The following is a 20,242-nucleotide window of genomic DNA, read 5'->3' on the forward strand; positions in this document are numbered from 1 at the left end:
GTATTTCTTCATTTATCAGTTAACTAAAACAAACAAAAAGGATTATATTTGCACGAGCTAAACAGAGCCTTGATATGATGCAAAATAAACTCACGAAAATCCTTTTTTCTACTCGTTTAACAGCCACTTTATTTATTCTTTTTGCTGCTGCCATGATTGCTGGTACTTTTATGGATGCAGGACAAGAAACGTCGCCAACACCTTATTCTAGATCTTTAATTTATAATACCTGGTGGTTTGAAGGTATTATGGTGTTTTTCGTCATTAATTTTGTTGGAAACATTTTTAGGTTCCGTTTATATAAAAAAGCAAAATGGGCAACATTAACGTTGCATTTAGCATTCATTTTTATTCTTTTAGGAGCCTTTATTACACGTTATATTGGATATGAAGGCATGATGCCAATTCAAGAAGGTGAAACTGAAAACACTTTTTTGTCTCAAAAAACATACGTTCAAGTATTAGTAAACGGAGATTATAAAATTAATGATGTAGCACAACGCTTACGTATTGAAAAGGAAGTCGATTTCTCTGAAAGACTAAACAACTCATTAGAATTTAGTACAACTTATGATACTACACCAGTTTCGGTGTCTTTAGACAAATTTGTTTCTAATGCCGAAAAAGATATTATCCCTAATGAAAATGGCGAAGAATATTTAAAAATAGTAGAAGCAGGAAATGGAGCACCACACAATCACTATTTAAAGTCTGGTGAAGATCAATTAATTCATAACATTATTTTTACTTTAAATAATCCTAAAAAAGGAGCCATTAATATTGTTGATGGTGAAAATGGAATAACTATAGATTCTCCTTTTGAAGGTGAATATTTACAAATGGCAACAATGTCTGAAGGTAAATTGGTTAAAGACAGCATCCAACCATTAATGTTACGTTCTAGATATGTTATAGGGAAAATGCAAATGGTGTTTCCAAAACCAGTAATAAAAGGAACTTTTGATATTGTAAAAAAATCTAAATTATTAAAAAGTGATGAAGATGGTATTGTATTAAACGTCTCTGCAAATGGTGAAACTAAACAAGTGAAGCTACTTGGTGGAATGGGTACTACTAACCAATGGGAAAGATTAGAAATAGGAGGTTTAGATTTAGATTTTAGATTTGGAGCTAAACTTTTAGAATTACCATTTAGTATAAAACTTAATGATTTTGTTGCAGATAAATATCCTGGAACTAAAAATAGCTATTCGGCGTTTTCAAGTGCTATTACAGTAAATGATGCAGAAGAAGGTGATTTTGATTATAAAATTTTCATGAATAACGTTCTCGATCACAGAGGATACCGTTTCTTTCAAGCTGGTTTCGATAATAACGAAACACTAACCAGACTATCTGTAAATCATGATCGTTGGGGAACTTGGGTTACTTATTTTGGTTATATGTTACTCTATTTTGGTATGATGGCTATTCTGTTTGATAAAAAAACACGTTTTGCCGATTTAAAACGCGCACTTGATAAAGTAAAAGATAAAAAATCTGAGATCATTTCTATTCTATTAGTTTGTTTTACTTTAACAGGTTTTGCACAAGAACAACACTCTGCAGACGATGGACACGATCATTCTCAACACGCAACAGTTCAAGAAGTTCAAACTAAGGCTAACGTTGTACAACATGACGAATACACATACGAACAAAATAAAGCAGCAGTAGATTCTATTTTAAATGCTAATATGGTACCAAAAGAACAAGCCGATAAGTTTGGACGTTTGGTGATACAAGATGTTGGAGGGCGTATGATGCCTGTTAATACTTATGCATCAGAATTTTTAAGAAAATTAAGTAAAAGTGATAGCTACGAAGGTTTTACTGCAGATCAAATTTTTCTTTCGGTACAAGAGAGTCCTGCATTTTGGTACAATGTGCCAATTATTTATTTAAAATCTAAAAAAGACGATTCTATAAGAAGTATTATTGGCATAGAAAAGTCTGTTGGCTATGCAACATTAGGTCATTTTTTTACTAGTAATGGAGATTACAAATTAGCACCTTATTTAGAAGATGCATACAAGGCATTAGCGCCAAACGGTTACCAAAAAGAATTTATAGAAGCAGATCAACGTGTTAATTTACTTCATAATACAGTACAAGGTAATTCGCTTAAAATATTTCCTATTCCAGAAGAAGTTAATAATAAGTGGATTTCTGCAAACGAATACAGAAAGGAGCACTACAAAGAGAAAATAAAAGACACTATTTATCAAAGCTTTGTAAACCAGAGTTTTAATCTCTATTTGTACCGTTTAAATAATGCAAAACAATCTGGAGATTTTTCTGAAGCTGATAAGATTTTAGAAGCTTTTAAAAGAAATCAAGTAAAGCTAGGAGGTGAAGTTATGCTTAGCGAGAAGAAAATTAACACAGAAATTTTATACAATAAGTACGATATCTTTAAGAACCTGCATTATGCTTACATGTTGTTTGGAGGAATACTGTTTGTATTATTAATTGTTCAAATATTTAAAGATAAAAGCAAGTTTCTTGATAAACTAATAGTAGTATTTAAGGTATTAATTCTATTCTCATTTCTAGCGCATACAATAGGTCTAATTTTACGTTGGTATATTTCTGGTCATGCACCTTGGAGTGATGGCTACGAATCTATGATTTATGTTGCTTGGGCAACAATGCTTTTTGGATTAATGCTTTCTAGTACATCTAATAGAAATCTGCTTACCGTTTATTCTAGTTTAATAGCAGGAAAACACAGTTCTAATTTAACAACAGCTGCTGGAGCGTTTGTAACCTCGATGTTATTAATGGTTGCTCATTTAAGTTGGATGGATCCAGCAATTGCAAATCTACCACCAGTTTTAGATAGTTATTGGTTAATGATACATGTTGCGGTAATTGTTGCAAGTTATGGACCATTTACGCTGTCCATGATTTTAGGAGCAACAGTATTAATATTAATGCTATTAACAAATAAAGAGAATAAAGAAAAGATGCTCTTAAACATAAAGGAGCTTACCATTGTTAACGAAATGTCTTTAACTGTTGGTTTAGTTATGTTAACCATAGGTAATTTTCTTGGTGGTATGTGGGCTAACGAAAGTTGGGGACGTTATTGGGGCTGGGACCCGAAAGAAACTTGGGCGCTTATTAGTATAATGGTTTATGCCTTTGTAATACATGCACGTTTAGTACCTGGTTTGCGTGGCAGATGGTTTTTTAACTTAATGTCTATAGTAGCATTTGCATTTATAATCTTCACTTATTTTGGTGTTAACTTCTATCTATCTGGATTACATTCTTACCAATCTGGACAGGATTTAAGTTATAAATATATTGCTGTAGCAGTTGGTATTGTTAGTTTACTTGCTGTAACGTCTTATAGAATGTATTCAAAATACTATAAAAAATAATGAAGTTAAAATTTAATTATTATTTATTATCTTAGATTTAATAAATAATTATATTAATGAGTTATATTAAAAAAATAGGTATACACAATGCATTAATACTCCTTTTGTGTTTATGTATAATAGTATTTGCAGAGTATTTGTTTTTAACAGGGTATCAACTTCATGGCATTTTTCTTGGGCTATGGGCTCCAACAATTATTGGAATAATGATATTTTTAAAACTGATAGACAATGGATCCAAATAGTTTTATTCTATACTTTTCAATTTTTGTATCTGTTTGTATTGTTTTTTGGACTATTACAATAATTAGAAATTACAACAAAACATTTAAAGACTAAATAGTAGTAAATACAATTTCAATGACTGTGTTTTTTAAAGAGTTTAAAGAATTTGCCGTAAAAGGTAATATGATGGATATGGCAATAGGTATTATTATTGGAGCATCCTTTAATAAAGTTATTGATGTTCTAGTAAAAAAGGTGCTAATGCCACCATTGTCTTTAATGACAGATGGTATTAATCTTCAAGATAAAAAAATTATCCTTCGAGAAGGAACTTTTGATGAAGCAGGAAAAGTAATTGCAGATGACGTTGTTATACAATATGGTGCTTTAGCAGAGGCTTTTATGGATTTTATTATTATTGGTATTACTGTATTTCTTGTTGTAAAAGGGATGAATAGGTTACGAGACAAATCTAATGACACTAAAGATAAAACAGTAAAAACACCAAAAGATATTCAATTACTTACAGATTTAAATGAGCTAATGGCAGAGCAGAATAAACTGCTTAAAGCTCAGTCTAAAAATGCATAAAAAAACAGCAAATGATATTTAATATCATTTGCTGCTTTTATCTAATCAATTATATAAAGTTTATAATTTAATTAGTGTTTTATGCAAATTTAAATCGTTTAGAACATCATTTGTAAATTTATAATGCCCTTTTGTTGTTATAATTCTAAATCTATGATCGTTCATTCTACTTAATACATCTATAAACCGCCATTTAGATTTTAATAAACGTGGTTTGTCGCTTTTTAAACCAATTTCAAAATAGTATTTTCTAGCACTCTTAGTTGCCGTTATATCTGGTGTAATTTTAACATCTCCATCTTGTTTAATGTAAGACTTTGGAGTTTCGTAACCTTCCACATCAGCTTTAATATTTTCGAACCCTAAGTTCTCTAAATAATTAACCGATTCTTTAAAAAATGCTGCGTTATCTTTTTTTTCTATCTGTATCATAATACTTCCAATATACAAACACATGCTTTGATTTTGCGTTAATGCCTTGTTAAACCATGGGTTTTTAACAGATTTTAAGAATAATGATATTGTTTATAGATAAGTACTTAAACTTAAATGTAACAATTACTATCTTTACGATATGAGTAAAAATAATTTTGGTTTAAATACCATTTGTGCGCATGTAGGCGAAATTAAAGATGAACAATTTAAAGGCGCAGTGTCTCCAATTTATTTATCAAGCTCTTACGAGTATATGGATGTAGACGTTAAGCGCTATCCACGCTATTTTAATACGCCAAATCAAGAACATTTATCCAAGAAAATCGCGGCATTAGAACGCAAGGAAACTGCAATGATATTTGGTTCTGGTATGGCAGCTATAAGTCATATGTTTTTAGCGTTTTTAAAATCTGGCGACCATATTGTAGTCCAAAATACATTATATGGAGGAACAAGTAACTTTATACGTGAGGAGTTTCCTAAATTTAATATAGATTTTACGTTTACAGACGGTTATAAAGTAGAAGATTTTGAAGCAGCTATAAAACCTAATACAAAATTAATTCATATAGAAACACCTTCTAATCCTTTGTTAACCATTACAGATATTAAAGCTGTAGCAAATTTAGGAAAAGCTAACAATATAATTACAAGTATAGATAACACGTTTGCTAGTCCTATAAACCAAACACCAGGAGACTTTGGTGTAGATTTAATTATGCACTCTGCAACCAAGTATTTTGGAGGACATAGTGATATTTGTGCAGGAGCAGTTACAGGCTCTAAGGAACATATGGATAGAATTTGGAATGTTTCTAAAAACCTTGGAGGCAGTTTAAGCGATTTTACAGTTTGGATGTTAGAGCGTAGCATGAAAACTATGGGACTTCGTGTTAAAAGACAAACCAAAAACGCTGGTAAAATGGCTAAGTGGTTAGAGAAAAACGATGCCGTTAAAAAAGTCTATTATCCAGGTTTAAAAAGCCATCCAGAACATGAATTAGCTAAAGCGCAAATGCATGGTTTTGGAGCGATGTTATCTTTTGAATTAGTAGATGGTTTAGATTCAGATAAATTTCAAAAAGCATTAAAATTAATAAAAGCTTCGCTGAGCTTAGCAGGTGTAGAAAGTACAGTTTTAAGTCCAGCCCAAACATCTCATTTCTTGCTAAGTCAAGAAGAACGAGATGCGGTAGGAATAAGTGATGGTTTAATTAGATTTTCTGTAGGTATAGAATCTGTAAAGGATTTAAAAAACGATATTCAACAAGCAATAAATACATTATAAAATTTTGCATAAAAAAAACAAACACAAAGAAGATTATAATTTCGAAAAACTAACTGAGGTTTTTCCAGAATTAATACCACACGTTTTCGTTAATAAATACGAAAAACAAACCATAGATTTTGCAGATGCTAAAGCTGTAAAAGCCTTAAATACAGCCTTGTTAAAAGCACATTACGGCATAGATTTTTGGCAATTTCCAGAAACTAATTTATGTCCTCCAATTCCTGGTCGTGTAGATTACATACATCATATAGCAGCGCTTTTAAAAGCTTCAAAATTAAACAAAAACATTACAGTTTTAGATATTGGTACAGGAGCATCTTGTATTTATCCTTTACTTGGTAATGCAGAGTATAACTGGAAATTTGTTGGTACAGATTGTAATAAAAAGTCTATCGCTTACGCCGAAAAAATAATTATTAAGAACAAGCTTAAAAAAGAGATTCAGTTAAAGCATCAGCCCAATACTGAAAGTGTTTTTCAAGGTGTTATAACAGCTACAGATACCTTTTCGGCATCCATTTGTAATCCACCATTCTATAAAGACGAAGCTGAAGCTTTTGAAGCAACTACACGTAAATTAAAAGGTTTAGGTAAACTTACAGACTCTGTAACAAGAAATTTTGCAGGTCAAGCTCACGAGTTATGTTTTAAAGGTGGTGAAAAAGCATTTTTACACACGTACCTTTATGAAAGTTCATTATTTAAAACACAATGCTTTTGGTACACTAGTTTAGTTTCTAATAAAGACAATATTAAGTCGATGAAGAAGTCTTTAGCAAAATTAGGTGCAACTACAGTTAAAGTAATAGAAATGAGCCAAGGTAATAAGAAAAGTAGAGTAGTAGCTTGGACGTTTTTAACGGAAAAGCAACAACAAGATTGGAATAAATAACAAATATATTGAAAGGCCAATAAAGCCTGACGCGCTTAAAAAACATATAATAAGATTCCCAATTTCATGGGAATAAAAAACAAGTTTTCAATGAAATTAGATATACTTGCCTTTGGAGCACATCCAGACGATATAGAACTAGGAGCAGGAGGAACAATAGCAAAAGCAATTGCCGAAGGTAAAAAAGTAGGCGTAATAGATTTAACAAAAGGCGAACTTGGTACTAGAGGTACAGAAGAAACTAGAAAAGCAGAAGCTGCAAATGCAGCTGAGATTTTAGGCTTGTCTATTAGAGAAAACTTAGGTTTTGCGGATGGTTTTTTTACTAATGATAAACAGCACCAATTAGAAGTAATTAAAATGCTTAGAAAATACCAACCAGAGATTGTGCTTTGTAATGCTATTGACGATAGACATATTGATCATGGAAAAGGAAGCAAACTAGTAAGTGATGCTTGTTTTTTAAGCGGATTAATTAAAATTGAAACAATGCTTGATGGTGTTATTCAAGAAAAATGGAGACCAAAGCACGTTTACCATTACATACAATGGAAGACTATAGAACCAGATTTTGTAGTAGATATTTCTAATTTTATGGAAATTAAGCAAAAATCTGTTAATGCTTATCAAACTCAATTTTTTAATAGTAAAAGTAATGAGCCAGAAACTCCAATAACAAGTAAAAGCTTTATTGATAGTGTAAATTATAGAGCTAAAGAGTTAGGTCGCTTAGTTGGAGTAGATTACGCCGAAGGTTTTACTGTAGAACGTTATATAACCGTTGATAGCTTATTCGACATAAAATAAAAAGAGTAAAATTTTAATTAAAATTATAATAAAAGTCTTTGTAGTAAAAAGGAATTAATTTACATTTGCACACGCATTAATAAAATGCGTATAAATGGTGATTGTAGCTCAGTTGGTTAGAGCATCGGTTTGTGGTACCGAGGGTCGCGGGTTCGAATCCCGTCTTTCACCCAAAAGCAAAAAGCTTCTCTGAAAAGAGAAGCTTTTTTTGTTACTATAATTTGGTGTTTGCTATAGAAGATGTAATTAAATATTAGATAGAATTTGAAAGCGCATTTCGTCTATTTCTATTTGTTATATATGGATGTTGGCAGTAGTATTTTATTCCTTATTCAAAAATTCAGTTACTAAAGTGTTCTTTTCAGATTCCATTTCACAAGTCCAACTGTCTATAAACCATCTTCCATTTTCATAATGTAGCTGAATGCTGTTTAGTCCTCTAATATTAGATTCAGTTTTTGGGTCAGTTCGTATTTCAAATGCGCTCCAAACTTGTGCAATATTTCCATACTTGTTAACTACTCGTTTTAGTTCCTTTTCGTAAAAATTCGCTTTAGGTGATAATCCGATTGGTATATATTCCGCTTCAAGAGTATGTGATTCCGCTTTCCCATTTTCGTCCAGCCTTGTTATAACAGCATTGTCCGAATGAATATATTTATCTCTCTCAAATTCCCAAGGCTCACTACTTGAGCCTGAAACAACATCGTAATATGCATTTATTATTGCATCTACTGATTTTATATCTTTCGCGTATTTTTCTTCGTTTGTTTGTCCGAAAATTGAATTGCAAGCGAAAATTATGCTAATTGATGTAAGTATTATTTTGTTCATATTGATTGTTTTTTTTAATTTTTGCTAACGTTTTTGTGTATGGTTAGTTGCGTGGTTAAGTAACTAATTTAATAAAAATGGAACGACCCAGAGGAAATTCCGTAGGAATTTCCAAGAAGACTTGTACCAAGCAATTAATTATACACGGCTTAAGTTTTTTAGTTTTCTGCAAATTTTATTAATGGTTTTATATTTCCATTGTCAGCTTCTCTTAATGCTATGATATACTCTTTTCTTGTTTCATCTGCTCTAACCATATTTGACTTGTGCCAGCTGAAAATTTCTTTTCCGAAAATAGATTCAATAATTATATCAGCCATCATTCTTGAGTGTCTACCATTTCCATTGGTAAAGCAGTGAATTGCTACGATTCTATGTTTAAATCTAATAGCAATTTCTTTAGGTGGATAAGTCTTGTTTTCTAACCAATATTTAGTGTCATCAATTAGATTTTTCAGTTCTATTCCGATTTGAGTCCATTTTATTCCAATGTTTTTGTCAGTCTTTCTAAATTCACCTGCCCATTTCCAAACATCGCCGTACATTTTTGTGTGTAAATCTTTTATAAACTTTTCAGTCAATATTTTTTCAGGTTTTAAATTAGCTCGAATAGTCCATTCTACAGCTTTTTCAATATTTAACTGTTCAAATTCATCGAGTTCTTTTTGCGTTGTTATTGATTTTAATTTTAGACCTTCTTTTTCGTCTTCATCTAAAGGTGTTTGGCCATCTGCGTATTTTAAATCTAATCCCATAATGACTTTCTCATTTCCCTTTTTATTTCATTAGCCAAGTCATTTATTGAATGTTCAATTTTATCTTCACTGATTCCTTGGTCCTCTAATTTCATATTTTGATTGGTCCTTAAAACAATTTTTCGGGCCAGTTTTTTAGCCTTTAAGTTGATTAGACTTTCGATGGTCCCATCTTTAGGAATAAAACCATAAATAAATTTCATATTCAAGGCATTGCCAACATCCTTTAGTTTATTGATGGTTATCTGACCTGTAGCTTCACGTTCTTCGATTTTTTGAATAGCTCCTTTAGTCAAGTCAAGTTTGGTCCCTAATTGGTCCCTTGTCATATTAAGAGTGGTTCTAATAGTATTTACCCATCCTTTTTGTGGGACCAAGACCATTCCTGCATCTTTAAAATGAGCCAGTTTTTGGTCTAATTGTTCTATGAGTAGTTTTTTCTTGTTTCTCATTTGTCAATATTTTATACATATAAGTATGTAAATTAAAACAAAAGTATACAAATATGTATGAATAAACAAAAAAAAGAATACTTATATGTATTCTTTTGTGTAAATAATTATACACATATGTATGAATAAGTTTGTCTAAAAGGTTCAGATTTAAATTAAAGCCAACATGTTTCTTTAGTTTGTAATATAATATCTTTAACTAGAAAAAGAGGAGAACTATAACGTGTTTTAGAATAACGTTTTTGTGTATGGTTAGTTGCGTGTTGCAAGCACCTAATTTAGTAAATAATGACCAACAAAGAAAGTAGAGTGACTTTCGCCAGAGCAAACTCATACTTTTATTTTTGATGTTTTTTGCCACTAATTCACAAATTTTTCTGCTAAAATTTTGATTCTTTCTATTCTCACGAATAAAAATCTATTCAAATTTTTAAAAAAGAACTCAAAACTTATCTAATTTACCATTTTGTTAGTTAAATTCACTTTGAAAAGCAAAGTATGAGTTTGCTCTGGGACTTTCGCAAGTAGGCTAGAACTAGCAATAAATTATATACGGTGTAACGAAACGTTATTTATTCAGCAGTTTCTCTAAGTTCAAATTAAGAGCTAAAATCCCACCGAATATTTTTCTGTCATTTCCTAGAACATCATATAATGCAGTTAATCCATAATCAAGCCTTAATTCTAATTCTAAAAATTCGTAGATTGAAGTTCCAGCTCCAAGTTGAAATCCAATATTACTATTCTCAAAGTTATCCTTAACATCTTCACCATTAAATTCAGCATTAAGTAAAAATGAAAATCTTGGTCCAATAAGAAGATAAAAACCATCATTGTAATTTTCTCCAAAACTATATTTTAAGCTTGGACTTATATCTAAAAAACTAAAATCAACAACTTCTCCAGCAGCTAAAGTTTTTTGGTTAAATGCTATTAGTGCTTTTGCTCCAATATTTTTAGTAAACCCATAATCAGCAAATCCGCCTACATAAAGTTTAAATTTCTTTGTTCCTGCTTCATTACGTATTGTGCTATTCGATGGGTTTAAAGCACTATTAGCGTATATCTCATAAAGATTTCCGCCTAATGTTATTCCATAATTCAATTCTTGGGCTTGTGAAATTAAAGCAATAAAAAATAGGATTCCTGTAGTAATTTTTTTCATAAAGTTTGGTTTTAATGTTTTATATACGGTGTTAGCACACGTTATTATTTTAAAGTTTCTCAAGTAATTTCGCCTTTTGCTCACTAAATTCCGCTTCTGTCAAAATTCCGCTGTCTTTTAATTTTCCAAGTTTTTCTATTTGTTCCAAAACATTTGGTTCTTGACTATTTTGTGCAATTGGTTCTTTTGGTTTTGATAATTTATTACGAACAAATTCCGCAAATATTCTTGAAGATGCTTTCTCAACATTGTCAATCGAAGCAATATTTCCAGATGTGTGAATTTTTACTTTTCCTAAAATGAGTCCAGTTTCATATTGGATTGAACTTATTTTTTCAAGAGGAAAATCCTCAACTTTTAGTCCGTAAATCATTCCTTTGTCAATGAACACTAAACGTCTATTAGTAGACACTAAAATTCCATTTCCATTATTATACGTTCCTTGAATTATGTGGTCGATTTTTTCATTTTCCGCAAGAATTTGTGGTAACTCGTTGATTTCTTTTCTCCCAAAAAATGTCGAAACATTGCTTAAATTTAGACTTTTAATTTCTGCTTTAATCTCGTATAATTTTTCGTTTATAGAACTGTCAGTTTCTTCTTTTTCTTGAAGAAGATTTTGTATATCAGTTAGTGAATGTTTTTTTAATTTAAACGCAATACTTGGATTTATTTTATTAATTTTTTTGTAGCAAGAAGTGCAAATAACACTACCGTCATTTAATTTACCAGCACCAAATGTTGGTGTATTCATAAATTTTAATTTTACAGAACATACAGAACAATTACTCATATCGTTTAGTTGTTAAATGTTACAGGTTCAGAGTCTTTTCCCTCGTACATTGTATAATAAGTATATTCGCTTTCTCCTTTGTACCAACGATATCTTGCTTGATTAAATCTAAACATATTCAGCACTTCTTGAACTTGGGTTTGAAATTCTTTTTTGTTTTTATTTGCAGCAAAAACTCCACCACTAAAGTTTATATATCTTTTTCCAGTTCCATTAGCTGAAACTTCAATATCGTTTTCCCACATTTTCTTCGCAACAATTTTCGCATATTGTTTTCTCAAATTTGGAAACTCTCGAACCTGTATTCTCGAAACTTTTGATTTTAGATTTTTTCCTAAATTTTGAATTTCAGTCTGTTCTGATTCCTCTGCTTCTTTAATGATTTTCGCCCAAGTTGCGAATACAACAATATCCATTTGAAGCTCTTCAATTGAGTTTCCGTCAGCGAATTTGATTCCATCGTCTATTGATTTAATTTCCCTTTCAAGTTGTTCTTTTTGTTTTACAAGTTCCTCTTTTTTAGAATTTTCTTCTTGTATTTTTTTTGCAATTAATTTTTCCTCTTCAGATAAGTTGTTTAAGCTGTCAGCTCTTTTTATTAATATTTGGGCTTTACTATATAAACTGTCAGTTTTTTCTATTTTTTCTAAATCTGAAATTGCACTTGAATATTTACCTTGTTCGATTAATTTATTTGCACTTTCAATATCTGCTTTAGCATTTATTGTATCGTCAATAAACATAACTCCTAATATTCCTGTAATAATAATACTCAAAAACCAATATCCAATAACTTTTAATCGAGTTGGTTTATTTGTCCAGCGTAATATTAATGATGGTTTTACAAGTCCAACAATTAATGCAACAAATAATGCAAAGCTTAATAATCCTAAAATTCCTGCCATAGTTTTTCTGTTTTCGTTTGGTTATTGTTTGAAATTTCAAATTTAATTTTTCTGCTAAAAAGAAACTTACGGTTTTCCGTATCTGTTCTATTTTTGCACGATGTTCGTTTTTAATGTGTGCTAACGTTTATGTATAAGAATAGTTGCGGGTTTGTATGCGAGGATTTTCCGAAGGAAAATCAGACGTTACAAACACGCAACGACCTTTGATTAAGCACTAAACCGCAATTATTTTTATACGGTGTTAGGCACAGTATTTATTCTGTCAGCCAAATTGTTAGACTTAATCCACTCTCCGGGTCATAACTTATCATTGCTGGATTTTTATGTTTTTCGTCTGTCCACATTCTTCCTGACCAATAATCTTCTTGAAAATCAAGATTGTCATTTTTGTTAAATTTTCCGTTATTCATAGAGTCAAGTCCGTAGAATAGATATAATTGGTCAACAAGTTTCTGAACTTTATTCACATCAGATTTTTGAAAATTAAAATTCGTGAAAATAAAGTTTTTATTAGCTTTTCCTTCAAAAGTTTTTAATTCAAGCGTGTCGAAAAGTCCGCACTCTTTCGGATTCAAGTCTTTTCGGAAATTACTGATTTCATCGCCAGATTCGTTTATGTCTGTATTTCCAGTTATAAACGATTCATTCGGACTTGCTTTAAAATCAATTTCGAATAAATCAAACACGGTTTTTGGCGTTGATTTCTCGACTGTAGTTTTTGTTTCCGTTGTGCTTTTCAATTCCGAATTTTTTGTCGGTTGATTTTCTGTTTTTTGTTTAGATTTCAAAAAGTCAAATATTCCCATAGTGTGTTTTTATATTGTGCCTAACTAGTTATATAATAATCTTTATTCCTCATATCCCATAAATATAAGAGGATATAGTATTTATACCCTAAAAGATATATGCAACGAAATTAGCTCTTATTTGTCGAGTAAAAAATACGTACAACTACGTATTTTTATTCAACAAAAGCCAAGTTACAATGGTCTATTTAATATATTTTACGGGAATCCACAATTGCAAGAAAAAAACTAAAAATAAAACAGATTTAGAATGTGTTTAAGGCGATAAGATGTTGCAAAACGGCAATGGTTTTTGGTTAAGAAGTTAAAAGGAAGCAGTTCGAGGAAATTACAACAAGAGTTTCCATAACTAAAACAGAAATATTGAGGCAAACACTTTTGGGTGATTGGATATGGCTGTTGGAGTATAGGTAATATTACAGATGAAATGGTTAATGAGTATTTGGAGTACAATCGACTACCAGACCATGGAAATGTAACAAATTTTATCATTGAGAAATGACTATTACGGTGACTTTAAGTTACCAACCCAAACCTATGGGCTTTCAGTCCATAGTGGTTTAGTTTTGTTAACCCAAAAAAGCCTTTCAAAATTAATTGAAAGGCTTTTTTACATGTCTTGGTAACTCCAAAAAACTATTCTAAAACTTTATCTACTGTAATTCTCGCTTCTCTATTTGCAAGTTCCCAAGCAGTATAAAATACTAGACGTGTTCTGTTTTCTAATAAATCGTATTGAATTTTATCTGGTGTATCTCCAGGTTGGTGATAATCGTCGTGAGTTCCATTAAAATAGAAAATTACAGGAATGTTGTTTTTTGCAAAGTTGTAATGGTCACTTCTAAAGTAATAACGGTTAGGATCGTTCTCGTCGTTAAAAGTGTAATCTAAATCAATATTCATGTACTTTGTATTCATTGCTTCAGAAATATCGTGTAATTCTGTACTTAATCTATCACTACCAATAAGGTAAACATAGTTTCTGTTTTTCTTCTCGCGTTTAGGATCTGTACGACCAATCATATCTATATTTAAATCGGCAACCGTATCTGCTAGTGGAAAAATTGGGTCGTTATCTGTATAATGCCTAGAACCTAATAATCCTTTTTCTTCACCAGTTACGTTTAAAAAAACTATTGAACGTTTTGGACCATGACCATCTTTTTTTGCTTTGGCAAATGCTTCTGCAATTTCTAAAATAGCAACGGTTCCAGAACCATCATCATCGGCTCCATTATAAACTTTACCATCTTTAATACCTTCGTGATCTAAGTGCGCCGAAATAATAATATACTCGTTTGGTTTTTCGCTTCCTTTAATAATTGCTGCTACGTTTTCAGAACTTACGTTTTCAGAATTATTTTTATATGTAATTGCTACATCAGATTTTACAGACATAGAATTTTCGTTAGTATCAATATCACTAACTAAAGCTTTTGCTAAATCTGTATTGATTAGCATATACATCATGTCTTCTGCGCCATCTGCTAAATTCATTCTACCGCTTGAACGACCATAACGATTGGCAGCCATTGTGTAAACTTCTGGATAGTAAAATAAAAGTGCTTTTGCTCCTTTACTTTTTGCAACCTCTTGTTTTGATGCAAATGCCTGACGCATATTAGACCATTTAGAGCTTTCACTTGTTCCTGAAATAACATAGTTTCCGTCTGCATTTTTTGGTTCTCCAGAACGAATAACTACAACTTTTCCTTTTACATCTAAATCTTTGTAGTTTGAATAGTTTTCATCTTCAATACCATAACCAGCAAAAACAACATCTTTTGCGTTTAATATAGCGTCTTTAGAAGAACTAACAGATACATAATCTTCCACATTTGTAAAAGACTTTCCATTAATACTTAGTTTTACATCTGGAACTGCCATAACGACTAATGGTACATCTTGAAAATAATTACCATCGCTTTTTGCAGCTGGTATTCCATCTTCGATGTAATGTTCTTTAATGAATTCTACAGCCATTTTCTGACCTTCTTTACCAGTTTCACGACCTTCAAATGCGTCTCCAGCATATATATAAAGTGCAGTTTTTAAATCTTCGGCAGTTATAGTTTCTGCATATTTAGTTGGGTCTGCAGGTGTTTTAGTTTTTGATGTAGCGTTTTTACTTTTAGAAGTGCCACATGCTGCTAATACTAGAGTAATAGCAAAAAGTGAAAGTAGTTTTTTCATTTAAAAATGTAAGGGTTTGATTAAGAAGTAAAAATACGAGAAAAATAGATGCTTATTCTAATTCTTATATTTTTTTTAACAGTGTTAGATATCTTCATTATGAGTTAAAAACTGAGTTCTATTTGCCAATTGCCAAGCCGTTGCAAAGATTAATTTTGTGCGTTTGGCTAATAATGGGTAGTCTATTTTGTCTGGAGTGTCTGTAGGCTTGTGGTAATCTGGATGCTCTCCATTAAAGTAAAAAATTACAGGTATATTTTGCTTTGCAAAGTTGTAATGGTCACTTCTATAGTAGTAACGATTTCTATCGTTTTCTGCGTTGTATTTATAATCTAGCTCTAGATTGGTAAAGGTTTCATTTGCTTTTGTTGAAGTATATTGTAACTCTTTACTAATTCTATCTGCACCAATAATATAGATGTAATTTGGGTTGTTTTCGTGCCTGTTATCCACACGACCAATCATATCTATATTTAGGTTTGCAATGGTTTTGTTTAATTCGAAAATTGGATTTTCTACATAAAATTTAGAACCTTGTAATCCTATTTCTTCGGCTGTAAGATGTAAAAATAAAACGCTTCTTTTAGGCGAATGGCCTTGTTGTTCTGCAAGTTTAAAGGCTTCAGCAATTTCAGTAATTGCCATGGAACCAGATCCATTATCGTCTGCTCCAAAATGAATAGCATCATCTTCGATACCTAAATGATCTAAATGTCCAGAAATGATTAATACTTCTTCGGGTTTTTCGCTTCCTTTAATATAGGCTAAAACGTTTTCTGAAGCACCAATATCTTTTGGTAAAAAGTCTGCAGGAATGGTTTGATAGTAAGTAGAATCGTTAATAGCAGGAGCAATACCTTTGGTCTTATAAAAGGTTCTTAGATAATCTGCTGCTTTTTTTTGTCCTTCTTCTCCAGTGCCACGACCTTGAAATTCTTCTGAAGCAAATATGGCTAATCTACTTTTTAAATCGGTAGCAGTTATAGAATTTGAATATTCTAGAATAAGTTCACTGTCTTGTATTTTAACACTATTTTCTAAATTTTCAATTTTAGTGCTATATTTAGTTTCTGCGCATGAACCAACGATTGCAAACACAGAAACTATAAGTAAAGATTTCATTTAATATCTATTTGAGGGCCAAATATATATATAAATTCTTACAAGTATTTAAAATTATTCAGAAATATCAAGATCATTTAACTCCTCAATAGCATCTTCCTCAGAGTCTTGAGCACGTTGTTCTAGTTGTTCTGTATCACCCACTTCTGTAGTTGCATTAATAGATTTGTAAGTCGCTAATACTAAAGAAATGATGGTTAATAATAATATAAGCTGAATTGTATGTTTTGGTTTATTTGTACCACGCGTTTTAATAAATGCTAATACTCCAAATATTAATGCTGCTATTGCTGGAAAAAAAGCAAAATTAGATAATGGTAAAACTGCTAAAATAACTGCAAAAACTGCGCTTATTAGCCCTAAAATAATAAATAATAATCTCATAATTGTTTTAATTTTTTAAACCAGTTGCACTTTTAATTTTTAATTCTCCACTACCTATAGCAACTTTAAACTTTGCATATACTGGAACTTTATTTTCGTCTGCTGTTAACCATAAAAAGTTGCTGTTTCCTTTTAAAGCATCGTTATTGTCTAGGTTAATACGTAATTTATAACATTCTTTTTTACCTATTGCTGTATTAATAGTTTCTTTTGCAACGTAAGTAAATCTAAATTTAGTTTGCTCATTATCGAACAAAACAGTAAATGTATCACTGTCTCCAATGCTGGCTTTTTTTATGTCTAAAGTTCTTAAATGGTAAATAGTTGTTACTATATCTTTAGTATTTCCATTAATTTTAACGTTTGTTTTTCTATCCCAAAAACCAGATGTGAAGTTTTTACTTTTTTTTCTAATTAAACTTTTTACAGATCTTGATTTGTGGTTAAAGTTGTACTTAACAAATGTATAATGTCCACCTTCATTAATATCTCGCTTATATAAATAAGGTGTTAATGTTCTTGGGTTTACATAACTTTCGTAAAGGTCTCTAATTTTAAAGAAGTTATCCCATTTAGTATAGGTTGTTGCTTTACACTTTAAACGTAATAATGTACCACTTTTGGTGTTTACATTACTGGTTGCCATAGTTACTTCTGCAAAATCCGTCATTAAGCCAGACATGTTGTACCCAGCAGTAAAGGTTAGGTTTTCTCCACCTAAAAAGGCATTGTTTTGAGCGCTTGTAAATAAAGACAAACTAAGTGCTAAGAATAAAAAATAATGTTTCATAAATAATATTTAAGTTTCTAATATAAATAATCATAACACTAACTGTACCTAAATTATTGTGTTTAGCTTTTATTTATGATTAAAAAGTGAAATAATAAAAATTATAGTCCAAATTGCTACACGCAACCAATTAAGAATAATTAAATCACTTATGGTGTTATTTGTTATTTTTCTATTAGAAATTCTATTGTGTAATGGAACAAAAATGAGTATAGTTGCTATCCATGTTAAGCACACTAAAACAAAATAAATAATTAAAATAATGCCTCCTGTTTTAATTAAGACTAAAAGAGCTAGTATTAATTGAGTTACCATTAGTGGCAATACAATTATAGCCATTAGCTTTGTATAGCGTTTGTGCCATAAATAAAGATTGTTTTCTGTGAAGTATTTAAATGATGGATAAATTAAAAGTTGTACCATTAAAATTAAAACAACTAAACCAAAATCTATAATTACACGAGCGATTTCTAAAGTCATTTTTATTTATTTAGAAGTACAGCTCGCAAAATACTTTGCACATCGCTATTGTCTTTTTGTTTTATTAAAAAATGTTGTAGTTCGTCTTCGTGTGTAATTTGTTCATCTCTATCTATAAAACCATATCCTAAATAAGCTCCATTTTTAACAATAACAAATGCTTCTTCGTAATCGTGTCTGCCTTTTTCTTTTAAAACAACATCTTGACTGTCGTTTATAATTTGGCAAATGGCATTAGTAACACGCTCGTTATAACCTTTTACATCTTCTTTTGCTGTACAAACACCTTTACAGGTTTTTAAAACGTAATGAGAACACTCATTAACACCTTCTTGTAAGTGGCAAAATTTTGGACACAAGCTAAATTGCTCGCAAATACGCTCTAAAAACAAGCGTGCATCTCGTAAGCTATAAAAGGTAATTATTGGGTTTGGTGTTGCTTTACTATTATTAATAGCAATATGCATGATATCGTTTCTATCTTGGTAACTAAAGAGCGAAAAACCTTTTGGTGCACGTTTCGCTACTTTATTATATTGCGGAAAGTGATGTTTTATAGCTGCATCTTCCATTAATAAAGCAATAAGTTCACTGCCAGACAACTCAAAATCGATATCTGCAGTTTCACGAACCATATCTAAAGCCTTTTTGGTTTTACTATGGAAATGACTGAGTACTCTCTTTTTTATGTCTTTAGATTTACCAACATAAATAATTTCGCCTTTCTTATTTTTTAATTTATAAATACCTGTAGCATTTGGTAAGGCATTAAAAACTTCTTTAGGTAGGTTAGGAGGTAGGGTTGCTTCTTTACTTTTTTTATTTAAGAATTCAGAAAAAACAGTCTCTGCATTATCTTGTCTTTGTAATATCTGAAACAAAATTACGGTCGCTTCCGCATCTCCTCGTGCTCTATGTCTTCCGTTTATATTTATATCTAAATCTTTGCACAGTTTGCCTAAGCTGTAGCTTTTATGTCCAGGTAATAACTTTCTACTTAAGCGAATGGTGCAGAGTTTTTTTCTTGTAAAATCTATGTTTAAAGATTTAAACTCGTTTCTAATTACGTTATAATCGAAATTTACATTGTGAGCTACAAAAGTAGTACCTTCAGTAATATCTAAAACCTGTTGTGCAACTTCGTGAAATTCTGGAGCATCTTTTACAGTATTATTATCTATTCCTGTTAATGCAGTAATATGGTCTGGTATGTAACAGTTTGGGTTAACTAAAGAGGTGAATTCGTCTACAATAACATTGCCATCGTATTTAAATACCGAAATTTCGGTAATTCTGTTAGTTCTTCCTGAGGTTTCAACGTCTATTATAGTGTATTGCAATGCGTTATTTTTAAGCTGAAAATTAGTAGTTGTTATTGTAGTTTGTTCGATGTTGTTTCATCTACTTTCTTCCACATGTGTTCTGATGTTAAATAGAAGCTACCCACAAAATCGAAATTACATTCGTTAGGCGCGATAATAGATAAAAACGGTTGTCCTTTTTTGTCTTTGTATAAATGATAAACCTCTCCAAGATCTGGCTGAAAACTAAACTTAGCATTATATACCAAGTTGTTGTATTCCAGTTCTTCAATCATTTTATCGTACTCAGCTTTAAGCTCCAAATATTTAGCTTTAAGTTGTTTGTTGGCTTTGTTAACGTTTTTGTTTTTCCAAGTAATATTTTCTGTTACTTTAATAGCAGGAGCTCCAACATTAGTTCCATAAGGTTTTAAAGCAGCATCGTATTGCTGTTTTTCTTTATTAAATACAACGTTATCTGGTTTTTTTGCGTCAGACATTTTTTCTTTTTTTAGCCCTGTAAAGATAACAGTTTTAAATTTTGAAATAAAATATATTAGAAGTTGCTAATTTTTATCATTTTAACATCAGATTTTTTATCGGGTGATATTTATCATCTTTTAACCATT

At 30.9% G+C, this 20,242-nt stretch carries 20 protein-coding genes and 1 tRNA gene; 6 read left to right on the top strand and 15 right to left on the bottom strand.

Annotated elements, in window-relative coordinates; genetic code table 11:
- Positions 1-77: 77 nt before the first annotated feature.
- Both ccsA and mscL read left to right on the top strand, forming a co-directional pair.
- Positions 78-3,389: a cytochrome c biogenesis protein CcsA gene (ccsA, locus tag CW733_RS02635; RefSeq protein WP_100995422.1), complete on the top strand. Its 3,312-nt coding sequence runs from the start codon at positions 78-80 to the stop codon at positions 3,387-3,389.
- Between the two features lie 360 nt (positions 3,390-3,749).
- On the top strand, positions 3,750-4,205 hold the full coding sequence (gene mscL / locus CW733_RS02645) for a large conductance mechanosensitive channel protein MscL (RefSeq protein WP_100995426.1): 456 nt from the start codon (positions 3,750-3,752) through the stop codon (positions 4,203-4,205).
- Between the two features lie 60 nt (positions 4,206-4,265).
- On the opposite strand, the gene CW733_RS02650 is transcribed toward mscL, so the two are convergent.
- Entirely contained in the window at positions 4,266-4,637 is a 372-nt protein-coding gene (locus CW733_RS02650; RefSeq protein WP_100998629.1) for a hypothetical protein, read from the bottom strand.
- A gap of 142 nt (positions 4,638-4,779) precedes the next feature.
- On the opposite strand from CW733_RS02650, the gene CW733_RS02655 reads away from it, so the two are divergent.
- The 4 genes from CW733_RS02655 to CW733_RS02670 all read left to right on the top strand — a co-directional run bounded on the left by CW733_RS02655 (position 4,780) and on the right by CW733_RS02670 (position 7,802).
- Positions 4,780-5,928, top strand: a complete 1,149-nt coding sequence (locus tag CW733_RS02655) for a PLP-dependent aspartate aminotransferase family protein (RefSeq protein WP_100995428.1) — start codon at positions 4,780-4,782, stop codon at positions 5,926-5,928.
- Positions 5,929-5,932: 4 nt separating this feature from the next.
- Entirely contained in the window at positions 5,933-6,823 is an 891-nt protein-coding gene (rlmF, locus tag CW733_RS02660) for a 23S rRNA (adenine(1618)-N(6))-methyltransferase RlmF (RefSeq protein ID WP_100995430.1), read from the top strand.
- Positions 6,824-6,913: 90 nt separating this feature from the next.
- Positions 6,914-7,630 carry a bacillithiol biosynthesis deacetylase BshB1 gene (gene bshB1, locus CW733_RS02665; protein ID WP_100995432.1) on the top strand — a complete coding sequence of 239 codons (717 nt, stop codon included), beginning with the start codon at positions 6,914-6,916 and terminating at the stop codon, positions 7,628-7,630.
- Positions 7,631-7,726: 96 nt separating this feature from the next.
- Positions 7,727-7,802: transfer RNA gene (locus CW733_RS02670), tRNA-His, on the top strand.
- Positions 7,803-7,951: 149 nt separating this feature from the next.
- Here the strand turns inward: CW733_RS02670 and CW733_RS02675 are convergent.
- The 14 genes from CW733_RS02675 to CW733_RS02745 form a co-directional block, all read right to left on the bottom strand.
- Positions 7,952-8,464, bottom strand: a complete 513-nt coding sequence (locus CW733_RS02675; protein ID WP_100995434.1) for a hypothetical protein — start codon at positions 8,462-8,464, stop codon at positions 7,952-7,954.
- A gap of 158 nt (positions 8,465-8,622) precedes the next feature.
- A complete protein-coding gene (locus CW733_RS02680; RefSeq protein ID WP_100995436.1) occupies positions 8,623-9,219 on the bottom strand; it encodes a mobile mystery protein B in 597 nt (198 codons plus the stop codon).
- On the bottom strand, positions 9,210-9,671 hold the full coding sequence (locus tag CW733_RS02685) for a mobile mystery protein A (RefSeq protein WP_100995438.1): 462 nt from the start codon (positions 9,669-9,671) through the stop codon (positions 9,210-9,212). The genes CW733_RS02680 and CW733_RS02685 overlap by 10 nt, the downstream gene beginning before the upstream one ends.
- 568 nt (positions 9,672-10,239) lie before the next feature.
- The gene (locus CW733_RS02690) at positions 10,240-10,836 is read right to left on the bottom strand and encodes a porin family protein (protein ID WP_157811526.1); all 597 of its coding nucleotides are present in this window, start codon (positions 10,834-10,836) and stop codon (positions 10,240-10,242) included.
- A 49-nt stretch (positions 10,837-10,885) separates the two neighbouring features.
- Positions 10,886-11,590: a PH domain-containing protein gene (locus CW733_RS02695; RefSeq protein WP_157811527.1), complete on the bottom strand. Its 705-nt coding sequence runs from the start codon at positions 11,588-11,590 to the stop codon at positions 10,886-10,888.
- Between the two features lie 44 nt (positions 11,591-11,634).
- Positions 11,635-12,534: a hypothetical protein gene (locus tag CW733_RS02700; RefSeq protein WP_100995442.1), complete on the bottom strand. Its 900-nt coding sequence runs from the start codon at positions 12,532-12,534 to the stop codon at positions 11,635-11,637.
- A gap of 257 nt (positions 12,535-12,791) precedes the next feature.
- Positions 12,792-13,343, bottom strand: coding sequence for a hypothetical protein (locus CW733_RS02705; protein ID WP_100995444.1), 552 nt, complete (start codon positions 13,341-13,343; stop codon positions 12,792-12,794).
- A 636-nt stretch (positions 13,344-13,979) separates the two neighbouring features.
- Positions 13,980-15,536 carry a M28 family peptidase gene (locus tag CW733_RS02715; RefSeq protein WP_100995446.1) on the bottom strand — a complete coding sequence of 519 codons (1,557 nt, stop codon included), beginning with the start codon at positions 15,534-15,536 and terminating at the stop codon, positions 13,980-13,982.
- A gap of 84 nt (positions 15,537-15,620) precedes the next feature.
- Entirely contained in the window at positions 15,621-16,658 is a 1,038-nt protein-coding gene (locus CW733_RS02720) for a M28 family metallopeptidase (protein WP_100995448.1), read from the bottom strand.
- A gap of 54 nt (positions 16,659-16,712) precedes the next feature.
- Positions 16,713-17,042 carry an FUSC family protein gene (locus CW733_RS02725; RefSeq protein WP_100995449.1) on the bottom strand — a complete coding sequence of 110 codons (330 nt, stop codon included), beginning with the start codon at positions 17,040-17,042 and terminating at the stop codon, positions 16,713-16,715.
- Between the two features lie 7 nt (positions 17,043-17,049).
- Positions 17,050-17,832 carry a DUF3108 domain-containing protein gene (locus CW733_RS02730; protein ID WP_100995451.1) on the bottom strand — a complete coding sequence of 261 codons (783 nt, stop codon included), beginning with the start codon at positions 17,830-17,832 and terminating at the stop codon, positions 17,050-17,052.
- A 69-nt stretch (positions 17,833-17,901) separates the two neighbouring features.
- Positions 17,902-18,312 (bottom strand): hypothetical protein, encoded by a 411-nt coding sequence (locus CW733_RS02735; RefSeq protein WP_100995453.1) that lies wholly within the window; start codon positions 18,310-18,312, stop codon positions 17,902-17,904.
- Positions 18,313-18,314: 2 nt separating this feature from the next.
- A complete protein-coding gene (locus tag CW733_RS02740; protein WP_100995456.1) occupies positions 18,315-19,652 on the bottom strand; it encodes a 3'-5' exonuclease in 1,338 nt (445 codons plus the stop codon).
- 32 nt (positions 19,653-19,684) lie between these two features.
- Positions 19,685-20,113 carry a DUF2452 domain-containing protein gene (locus CW733_RS02745; protein WP_100995458.1) on the bottom strand — a complete coding sequence of 143 codons (429 nt, stop codon included), beginning with the start codon at positions 20,111-20,113 and terminating at the stop codon, positions 19,685-19,687.
- Positions 20,114-20,242: the final 129 nt, after the last annotated feature.

This window comes from Lacinutrix sp. Bg11-31, from assembly GCF_002831665.1.
In the GTDB taxonomy this organism is placed as follows: Bacteria; Bacteroidota; Bacteroidia; order Flavobacteriales; family Flavobacteriaceae; genus Lacinutrix.